14 protein-coding genes are annotated in these 8,206 nt (G+C 66.5%); all 14 read left to right on the forward strand.

Annotation, left to right across the window (positions count from 1 at the left end; translation table 11 throughout):
* Positions 1–82 precede the first annotated feature (82 nt).
* The 14 genes from ACRCSW_RS04640 to ACRCSW_RS04705 all read left to right on the forward strand — a co-directional run bounded on the left by ACRCSW_RS04640 (position 83) and on the right by ACRCSW_RS04705 (position 8,169).
* A complete protein-coding gene (locus ACRCSW_RS04640) occupies positions 83–694 on the forward strand; it encodes a GNAT family N-acetyltransferase (RefSeq protein ID WP_438702986.1) in 612 nt (203 codons plus the stop codon).
* Positions 694–987: a chorismate mutase gene (locus ACRCSW_RS04645; RefSeq protein ID WP_438702988.1), complete on the forward strand. Its 294-nt coding sequence runs from the start codon at positions 694–696 to the stop codon at positions 985–987. The genes ACRCSW_RS04640 and ACRCSW_RS04645 overlap by 1 nt, the downstream gene beginning before the upstream one ends.
* 61 nt (positions 988–1,048) lie before the next feature.
* Complete coding sequence (gene rpsP, locus ACRCSW_RS04650; protein ID WP_438702989.1) at positions 1,049–1,405, forward strand: 30S ribosomal protein S16; 357 nt, start codon at positions 1,049–1,051, stop codon at positions 1,403–1,405.
* Between the two features lie 12 nt (positions 1,406–1,417).
* On the forward strand, positions 1,418–1,582 hold the full coding sequence (locus ACRCSW_RS04655) for a hypothetical protein (RefSeq protein ID WP_438702991.1): 165 nt from the start codon (positions 1,418–1,420) through the stop codon (positions 1,580–1,582).
* Positions 1,579–2,085, forward strand: a complete 507-nt coding sequence (rimM, locus tag ACRCSW_RS04660) for a ribosome maturation factor RimM (RefSeq protein WP_438702993.1) — start codon at positions 1,579–1,581, stop codon at positions 2,083–2,085. Before ACRCSW_RS04655 ends, rimM begins: the two co-directional genes overlap by 4 nt.
* Positions 2,086–2,126: 41 nt before the next feature.
* The gene (locus ACRCSW_RS04665; protein WP_438702995.1) at positions 2,127–3,101 is read left to right on the forward strand and encodes a hypothetical protein; all 975 of its coding nucleotides are present in this window, start codon (positions 2,127–2,129) and stop codon (positions 3,099–3,101) included.
* A 42-nt stretch (positions 3,102–3,143) separates the two neighbouring features.
* On the forward strand, positions 3,144–3,959 hold the full coding sequence (gene trmD, locus ACRCSW_RS04670) for a tRNA (guanosine(37)-N1)-methyltransferase TrmD (RefSeq protein ID WP_438702997.1): 816 nt from the start codon (positions 3,144–3,146) through the stop codon (positions 3,957–3,959).
* A 406-nt stretch (positions 3,960–4,365) separates the two neighbouring features.
* The gene (rplS, locus tag ACRCSW_RS04675; RefSeq protein WP_438702999.1) at positions 4,366–4,740 is read left to right on the forward strand and encodes a 50S ribosomal protein L19; all 375 of its coding nucleotides are present in this window, start codon (positions 4,366–4,368) and stop codon (positions 4,738–4,740) included.
* 11 nt (positions 4,741–4,751) lie between these two features.
* Entirely contained in the window at positions 4,752–4,973 is a 222-nt protein-coding gene (gene rpmE / locus ACRCSW_RS04680; protein ID WP_438703001.1) for a 50S ribosomal protein L31, read from the forward strand.
* Positions 4,974–5,108: 135 nt separating this feature from the next.
* The gene (locus ACRCSW_RS04685; protein WP_438703003.1) at positions 5,109–5,714 is read left to right on the forward strand and encodes a hypothetical protein; all 606 of its coding nucleotides are present in this window, start codon (positions 5,109–5,111) and stop codon (positions 5,712–5,714) included.
* Positions 5,711–6,055 carry a YciI family protein gene (locus tag ACRCSW_RS04690; protein WP_438703004.1) on the forward strand — a complete coding sequence of 115 codons (345 nt, stop codon included), beginning with the start codon at positions 5,711–5,713 and terminating at the stop codon, positions 6,053–6,055. Before ACRCSW_RS04685 ends, ACRCSW_RS04690 begins: the two co-directional genes overlap by 4 nt.
* Positions 6,056–6,059: 4 nt before the next feature.
* The gene (locus ACRCSW_RS04695) at positions 6,060–6,503 is read left to right on the forward strand and encodes a sigma factor (RefSeq protein WP_438703006.1); all 444 of its coding nucleotides are present in this window, start codon (positions 6,060–6,062) and stop codon (positions 6,501–6,503) included.
* Positions 6,449–7,291 carry a DUF6596 domain-containing protein gene (locus tag ACRCSW_RS04700; protein WP_438703007.1) on the forward strand — a complete coding sequence of 281 codons (843 nt, stop codon included), beginning with the start codon at positions 6,449–6,451 and terminating at the stop codon, positions 7,289–7,291. Before ACRCSW_RS04695 ends, ACRCSW_RS04700 begins: the two co-directional genes overlap by 55 nt.
* 74 nt (positions 7,292–7,365) lie before the next feature.
* Entirely contained in the window at positions 7,366–8,169 is an 804-nt protein-coding gene (locus tag ACRCSW_RS04705) for a division plane positioning ATPase MipZ (RefSeq protein WP_438703009.1), read from the forward strand.
* Positions 8,170–8,206: the final 37 nt, after the last annotated feature.

The following is an 8,206-nucleotide window of genomic DNA, read 5'->3' on the forward strand; positions in this document are numbered from 1 at the left end:
CTTCGCGTCGCTCCTCGCTTGGCGCGCGTCCTGCGAAGAGCGTCGCGAAGCAAGCGATGAGCCGTTGTGGGGAGGTGCTGACATGACCCCACACGAACGCCCCATCCCGGGGCCCGCTGCCGATTTCGGCGCGACCCTCGCTGCACAGTTGCCGGTGATCGAGACCACCCGCCTCCGCCTCCGCGCCCCAATGCTCACGGACTTCGACGCCTGGGCCGAAGTCCTCTGCGGCCCCGCAAGCCCGCATCTCGGCGGCCCTTTCGACCGCGATGATGCCTTCACCGAATTCGCCGCCTGCTGCGGCACCTGGCTTCTGCGCGGCCACGGGCCCTGGACGGTCGAACGGAACACAGATGGCGAAATCCTGGGCTTTGTCCTCATCGGCTTCGAGCCCGGCGATCAGGAGCCGGAGCTTGGCTACCTCTTCCGCCCAACGGCGGAGGGCCGGGGCTACGCCACCGAAGCGGCGACCGCCGCCCGTAACCATGCCTTCGCGACCCTCGGTCTGGATCGCCTCGTCAGCTACATCGCACCCGGGAACGCGCCCTCGATCAGGGTCGCGGAACGTCTTGGCGCAGTGCGCGAGGGCGAAGTCGACGGCGCGCAGGTCTGGGTTCACCGCCCTGCCGCACGCCCGGCAACGCAAGGAAGACGGAACGAAGACGCGATGAAGACGTCGAAAAGGGGGGACTGATGGACACCGCAACCCAGGCTGCCGAACTTCTGAAAGACCATCGCGCCTCGATCGACCGGCTCGATGCGATCCTCGTCTACACCCTTGCTGAACGCTTCAAGCAGACCAAGGCCGTCGGGCGGCTGAAGGCAGAACATGGCCTTCCGCCCTCCGACCCCGACCGCGAGGCGCGCCAGATGGCGCGGCTCCACCAACTGGCGACCGAGGCCGATCTCGACCCCGACCTCGCCAAGAAATTCCTGACCTTCATCATCAGTGAAGTCATTAGGCATCACGAGAAACTGCAGAAATAACAACCCCGTAGGGTGCGCATTCATGGCGCACCTCTTATCAAAACCCGAAGGAGACTACCAAATGGCTATGAAAATCCGGCTCGCACGTGGCGGTTCCAAGAAGCGCCCGTTCTACTCGATCGTCGCATCCGACTCGCGCATGCCGCGCGACGGCCGCTTCATCGAGAAGCTCGGCACCTACAACCCGCTTCTGGCGAAGGACGACGAAAAGCGCGTCGTCATGAACCTGGAGCGCGTGAACCACTGGCTCAGCCAAGGCGCGCAACCCACCGATCGTGTGGCCCGCTTCCTCGAAGCCGCCGGCGCCCGCCCGAAGACCGCCCGCAGCAACCCCAAGACCGGCACCCCCGGCAAGGCAATGGCCGAGCGCGCCGCCAAGAAGGCCGCCCGCGCCGAGGCTCCGGCCGAAGCGGAATAAGTCCGTCCGGGCATGATCCCCGGCCTCGGCCTGCTGCGCCGCGCCCTGACGCTTGCCCTTTGCGGGGCGGCGTTCTGGGCGGGGCTGCAGTTTGCCCAGATGAATCAGGTAGATGCCTGCCTCGATGCCGGGGGCCGGTGGAGCGACCGCGGCTACTGCGAAGGGGGACCGCCATGACCAGCGACCTGATCTGCATCGGCGCCATCGCCGGGGCCTTCGGCGTGTCGGGCGAAGTGCGGCTAAAGTCCTTTTGTTCCGAACCTTCGGACATCGTCGCCTATGGCCCGCTTCTGTCGGAAGACGGCCAGCGGCGCTTTGAAATCACCCTGACCCGCCCCGTCGCGGGCGGTCTTGGCGCGCGCATCAAGGGCGTGACCAGCAAGGAAGCTGCCGACGCCTTGCGCGGCACCAGTCTCTTCGTTGCCCGCGACAAGCTGCCCAAACTCCCCGACGACGAGTTCTACCATGCCGACCTGATTGGCCTTGCGGCCTATGACACCGGGGGCGAGCTCCTGGGCAAAGTCGTGGCAATCCACAACCACGGCGCTGGGGATATCATCGAAATATCCTCACTTCGTCACAAATCGGCCCTTCTGTTACCCTTTACCTTGGCCGTTGTACCCAATGTCGACCTCGCCGCTGGCCGACTGATCGTAGACCCGCCCGAAGAGACCGAGTGACCCTCGCAAGCTCATCGGGACCGAACCAAAGGGGGACAGGCATGTTGACCCGCATGCGCCTTTTGAAGGGCGCCACTGCTCTGCTTTACATCGGCCCGCTCTTTGCCGGCCTCTGTGGACTGGGAGTAGGCCTGGTCGCGCCTTTCGTGGCGATCTTCATTGTCTGGCTCATGGTGCTTCGGCCCGAACAATGGCCCGTCACGCCGGACGAATGGCTTACGGGCCAGGCCTGGCTGGCCGCTCTCACCCAGGTCCTGTCTCAGCTGTTGCTGGTGCTCGTGCTCTTCGGCATCGGTCGCGGGCTTGGCGGCATTTCCGGGTTCGACTTCGCCATCAACCCGATTGTCCCGCTTACCATCTCGTTCCTTGCCATCCCGACCTGCCGGATGCTCTGGGACGCCCGGGAAGCCGCCGATCAGGGGTACTTCCTGGATGAAGAGGCCGAGGAAGCCCATGCCCTTCTCGCCACCGCCGATGCCGGCCAGGCCATCGTGCCCGTCCTGAACCTTCCCGACAACGCGACCGATGTTCAGGTGGCCGATGCGCTTGCCAAGGGTCTGGACAGCCCCAACGTCGAGCTTCGGCTCCGCGCACTCGATGCCGCTCTGACGAAGCCCGACCGCAGTCACGCCGCGCTCCGCCGCGGGCTGGTTCTCTGGGCCAGCGAACCCGAAGTCGTAGCGCCGGGCCATGTCCCGAACGCCATGTCGCTGGCTCATTCGATCGCCGGCAACAACCCCGATCTCCTGCGGCTCTACGTCCCCCGTGCACTCGCGCTGATCTCGGCCTTCCCGGAACGCGCAGCGGGTTTCCCCACGCTCGAACAGTTGCGCGCCTCGGCCGCATCCCTTGCCACAAGCGGATCGGACCTGCCCAGGCATCTCATGGAAGACCTGCGCGAAGGGCTCCTGGCGCTTGCCCAGGCGGTGGACGCCGCCCGCGCCAAGGCCGAGCCGCAGCCCGAGGCCGCTCCGATCCACGACGTCGCGCCGGGAATCGCAGTCAGCAGGGCCTGAACCGGCCTTTCCTGCCGCGGGCTTTCGCGCTAAGCCCGCGGAATGTCCGACGCTACACCCCGGCCGAAAAGCCCCCCCAAAAGCCACGGGCGCCTCTCGATGCGCGCCAGCCTGAAGCCCCGCGACCTGATGGAGGAACCGCGGGTCGTTAAGGGCGCCTGGACGGCCAAAGTCATCACCCTCTTCCCCGAGGCCTTTCCCGGCACACTCGGCCTTTCCCTCACCGGCAAGGCGCTCGACTTCGGGCTCTGGCAGCTGGAAGCCATCGACCTCCGCCCCTTCGGCGAGGGCAAGCACCGCAACGTCGACGACACCCCAGCAGGCGGCGGCGCGGGCATGGTCCTGCGCCCCGACGTGGTCGATTCAGCCCTCCGCCACGCCCGCGAAGGCACGCCCGTCGACCGCGCCCGCTGGCCCGTCATCTACCTCTCCCCGCGCGGGAAACCCTTCGACCAGGCCACAGCACGCCGCTTTGCCTCGGGCGACGGCATCACGCTACTCTGCGGCCGTTTCGAAGGCGTCGACCAGCGCGTCCTTGATCACCACCAGATCGAAGAGATCAGCCTTGGCGACTTCGTCCTGACCGGAGGCGAGATCGCCGCCCAGGCGATGCTGGATGCCACCGTTCGCCTCCTCCCCGGCGTCCTCGGCAACGCCGCCTCGACCGAAGAGGAAAGCTTCTCCGACGGCCTCCTCGAACACCCCCAATACACCCGCCCCGCCGTGTGGGAGGGTCAGGAGATCCCCGCCATCCTCCAGTCCGGCAACCACGCCGAGATCGCCAGATGGCGCCGCGCCGAGGCTGAAGCCCTGACCCGCACCAGAAGGCCGGACCTGTGGGAAAAGCGCAGGACGTAGCTGCCTCGGAAAGTCTTCAGTCGCCGCAAGCGTAGGTCTGCCGATGGCTCCTTGCCACCTTGCAGAACTCTCCGAGACGCTGACACGGGGCGCCTCCCTCCCCCTCGTGGGGAGGGCCGGGGTGGGGGGCTCCCGACAAATGGAGAAAGCGCCCCCCGCAACCCTTGACCCATCCCCCACATCCGCCTATACGCGCCCGGTCCGGGGCGTCAGCCCATCGGACCCGATTCCCTTTGCCTGCCCGCCTTCTTCCGCGGGGTCATCGCGAAGGGGCGGCCATCAGAAAAGCAGGCGCCACCTGCGGCGGGCTTCTTGCCTTGGCAAGAGGGACCCGGACGAAGACCGGAAGCTCTGGCGCGGCATCACCTCTGCGGGAACCACCGCAGGCAAACTGGAGTGACCGCGCATGAACCTCATCGCGCAGATCGAGGCGGAGCAGATCGCCGCTCTCGGCAAGACCATCCCGGACTTCAAGGCCGGCGACACCATCCGTGTCGGCTACAAGGTGACCGAAGGCACCCGCAGCCGTGTGCAGGCCTACGAAGGCGTCTGCATCGGCCGCAAAGGGGGCGCCACCATCGCCGCCTCGTTCACCGTCCGCAAAATCTCGTTCGGCGAAGGCGTCGAGCGCGTCTTCCCGCTCTACTCGACCAACATCGACACGATCGAGGTGGTCCGCCGCGGCAAGGTCCGCCGCGCCAAGCTTTACTACCTGCGCGCGCGCCGCGGCAAATCCGCCCGGATCGCCGAAGTCGCAAACTACAAAGAAAAGTCTGAGTAAGGAGCGGGACGATGAAAACCGAAATTCACCCCGATTACCACACCATCACCGTCAAGATGACGGATGGCTCCACCTACACGACCCGCTCGACCTGGGGCAAGGAAGGCGACACCCTGTCGCTCGACATCGACCCCCTGGCGCATCCGGCGTGGACTGGCCAGCAGGCCAAACTCCTCGACACCGGCGGCCGCGTGTCGAAGTTCAAGAACAAGTACGCCGGCCTCGGGTTCTGAACCCACTCAGCCGTGTCAAAGAAGACGCCGCCCCTCACCCGGGCGGCGTTTTTCTTTCGGCAACGTTAAAATCCACCCCCCTCACGCGTCGTCCTTATGCAGGCAGTTGGCCCTGCATCACCATCGGAGGATGCGATGAAGACCCCCTTGATCCTGACCGCAGCGGCAGTCTGCCTTGCGGTCTCGGCCCCCGCCAGAGGCGAGACGGCGGATGCCGCCGCTCTCTCCGCCTTGCAGGGCACCTACGAAAGCGCCGGTGCCGAAGCGTGGTACGGCGGCTACGGCACCCGTGAGTTCGTCTTTGCGAACGGCACCTGGAGCCTCACGTTCATCCATGCGCTCGACCCCGACATGACACTGCGCACCTTTCAGTTCCGGACCGGCGGGACATACAAGGTGGGGGCAGCGTCAGAGGCGGTCCCCGGCGCCTTCCGCACCCAGTTCAACGAAGACTGGAAACATCTCACGCTGCTCACCCCCGATGCGGGCCTGGCAGAGGCCCTCGGCATGGGTGACTGCAGCCTGACCGTGAATCTCGAAGCCGACATCTCGGCCACCGGCTGTGCTGCCTGGCGTCCGGTTGCCGTCTGCGGCGTCGATCACGATCTCTTCGCGCTGGACGAGACGGGCTTGCGTTTCGGCGTCCGCCCGCAGGACAATGACATGTGCACCGAAGACAAGACGCCGACCGCCCTCTTGCCCGCCGTCGTCAAACGCCAACCCATCGAGGTGACCCCATGAAGTACATGATCATGAACTACATCCCGCCCCAGGACATGACCGCCCCCGACGAAGCGCGCTGGGCGGCCGAGTACGCGCTTTATGGCGCCTATACCAAGGCGCTGATCGACGCCGGGGTGATGGTGGGCGGCAACGGGCTGCACCCGTCCAGCACCGCCACGACCCTGCGGCTGCAGGACGGCAAGCGCCAGGTCCAGGACGGCCCCTACGCAGCCACCAAGGACCAGCTTGGCGGCTTCTACATCATCGAGGTGCCCGATCTGGACACCGCGCTGCACTGGGCTGCACTGAACCCCGCCGCGTCGACGGGTGCGGTCGAGGTGCGCCCGGTCGCCGTCTGAAACGATGCGGCCTGACCCCGACAGCCCCGTTGCGGGTCAGGTCGCCCGGGCAGCGCGCGACAGCTACGGGCGCATCGTCGCCTGGCTGGCGCGCCGGTTCGGCAATCTGGCGGATGCCGAGGATGCCATGTCCGCCGCGCTTGAATCCGCGCTGGTGACCTGGCCGCAGACGGGGGTTCCGCGCAGCCCCGAGGCCTGGCTGCTGACCACAGCCCGCCGCCGGATGCTCGACCGCCTAAGGCGCGACCAGACCATCTCGGCCAGCGCCGAAATGATCGCGCATCTGGACGCCGACCGCCTGGACACCACCGCCATGACCTTGCCCGACCACCGCCTGTCGCTGCTGCTGGCCTGCGCCCATCCGGCAATCGACCAGGGCCTGCGCGCGCCCCTGTGCTGCAGACCGTGCTCGGGATCGACGCCCGCCGGATCGCGTCGGCGTTCCTGATCCCACCTGGCACCATGGCGGTCCGCCTCTCACGCGCCAAGGCGAAGATCGCGGCGGCGCGCGTGCCCTTCACCGACCCCGAACCACAGGACCTTCCCGATCGGATCGGCGATGTACTGGACGCCGTCTACGCCGCCTATACGCTCGGGCAGGATCGCCCGACAGGCGACACCTCACTCCCCGATGACCTCGCGACCGAGGCCTTATGGCTCATCAGCCTGATCTGCCGCCTCGCCCCCGCCTCCGACGAAGCGCACGGCCTCTTCGCCCTCATCCTCTACGGCCTGGCCCGCCGCTCGGCACGCCTCGACGGGCAGGGCCAATATGTGCCGCTTGACCGGCAGGACCCGCAGCTCTGGGACGCAGCCCTTCTGACTGACGCCGATCTCGCGCTCCGCAACGCCCGGCGCAGCGGACGGATCGGCCGCTTCCATCTTGAGGCCGCGATCGGATCTCTCCACGTCGAAGGCATAAGGCACGGAAAGACCGATTGGGACCGAATCCTCATGCTCTACCGCGGGCTGGAGGCCATGGTCCCGACGCTGGGCGTCACCTGCGGCCGGATCGCGGCGCTTGCCGAGGTGCAGGGGGCCGGGGCCGGCCTACAGGCGCTCAATGCCCTGACCGACCCGCGTCTGCCCAGCTATCAGCCCGCCTGGGCGCTGAGGGGACACCTTCTTGCAGGTCTGGGGCGGAAATCAGAAAGCTCCGCCGCCTATCTCTCAGCGGCGGCCCTGACCGAAGATCCAGCTTTGCGGGCATGGCTCCGCGCCAAAGCCGGACCCTGACCGCCTTCGAGCCGTCTTGCACTGCGCAGCGTCACCAAGCTATGAGCGGACGCGGCTTGGGCAAAGGATGTATCGTGGCGCGGATCATCGTCGTCGGCAATGAAAAGGGCGGCTCGGGCAAGTCCACCACCTGCATGCATGTCGCAACCGCGCTTGCCCGGCTTGGCCAGAAGGTCGGCGCGCTTGACCTGGACCTGCGCCAGAAATCCTTCGGCCGCTATATCGAAAACCGCCGCGCCTATCTTGCCCAGGCCGGTCTCAACCTTCCCACCCCCGATTACCGCGACCTTCCCGAAGTCGACCCCACTGCCCAGGGCGAGAACCTGCAGGACCAGCGCCTCACGCGGGTGATCGAGGCGATGGACAAGGAGATGGACTACATCGTCATCGACTGCCCCGGCAGCCACACCCGCCTCAGCCAGGTCGCCCATACCCTCGCCGATACCCTGATCACGCCCCTCAACGACAGCTTCATCGACTTCGACCTTCTGGCCCGCGTCGATCCGGTCACCGGCCGCATCAAGGGCCCTTCGATCTATTCCGAAATGGTCTGGGGCGCGCGGCAGATGCGGGCACAGGCCGGGCTGCTGCCGATTGACTGGATCGTGGTCCGGAACCGCCTTGGCGCGCAGGCGATGCACAACAAGAAAAAGGTCGGCGCTGCGCTGGAAGAGCTTTCCCAGCGCATCGGGTTCCGGGTTCAGAACGGCTTTTCCGAACGGGTGATCTTCCGCGAGCTCTTCCCCCGCGGTCTCACCCTTCTCGACCTCAAGGATACCGGCGTCGATCAGTTGAACCTGTCGAACATCGCGGCCCGACAGGAACTGCGTGACCTGATGTCAGGTCTCAGGCTTCCGTCTCTTCAGATCGGCTTTTGAACACCGGCCCGCCCAGGCCCACGTGGTTCACGATTCG

Origin of the sequence: Tabrizicola sp. (assembly GCF_051645465.1) — a bacterium.
GTDB lineage: Bacteria > Pseudomonadota > Alphaproteobacteria > Rhodobacterales > Rhodobacteraceae > Tabrizicola.

Bases quoted from the DNA above. Each gene is read 5' to 3' on its own strand.
- ACRCSW_RS04640 (WP_438702986.1), top strand. From the start codon at position 83: ATGACCCCACACGAACGCCCCATCCCGGGGCCCGCTGCCGATTTCGGC.
- ACRCSW_RS04695 (WP_438703006.1), top strand. From the start codon at position 6,060: ATGCGGCCTGACCCCGACAGCCCCGTTGCGGGTCAGGTCGCCCGGGCA.
- ACRCSW_RS04690 (WP_438703004.1), top strand. From the start codon at position 5,711: ATGAAGTACATGATCATGAACTACATCCCGCCCCAGGACATGACCGCC.
- ACRCSW_RS04685 (WP_438703003.1), top strand. From the start codon at position 5,109: ATGAAGACCCCCTTGATCCTGACCGCAGCGGCAGTCTGCCTTGCGGTC.
- rpsP (WP_438702989.1), top strand. From the start codon at position 1,049: ATGGCTATGAAAATCCGGCTCGCACGTGGCGGTTCCAAGAAGCGCCCG.
- rpmE (WP_438703001.1), top strand. From the start codon at position 4,752: ATGAAAACCGAAATTCACCCCGATTACCACACCATCACCGTCAAGATG.
- ACRCSW_RS04655 (WP_438702991.1), top strand. From the start codon at position 1,418: ATGATCCCCGGCCTCGGCCTGCTGCGCCGCGCCCTGACGCTTGCCCTT.
- trmD (WP_438702997.1), top strand. From the start codon at position 3,144: ATGTCCGACGCTACACCCCGGCCGAAAAGCCCCCCCAAAAGCCACGGG.
- ACRCSW_RS04645 (WP_438702988.1), top strand. From the start codon at position 694: ATGGACACCGCAACCCAGGCTGCCGAACTTCTGAAAGACCATCGCGCC.
- ACRCSW_RS04665 (WP_438702995.1), top strand. From the start codon at position 2,127: ATGTTGACCCGCATGCGCCTTTTGAAGGGCGCCACTGCTCTGCTTTAC.
- rimM (WP_438702993.1), top strand. From the start codon at position 1,579: ATGACCAGCGACCTGATCTGCATCGGCGCCATCGCCGGGGCCTTCGGC.
- rplS (WP_438702999.1), top strand. From the start codon at position 4,366: ATGAACCTCATCGCGCAGATCGAGGCGGAGCAGATCGCCGCTCTCGGC.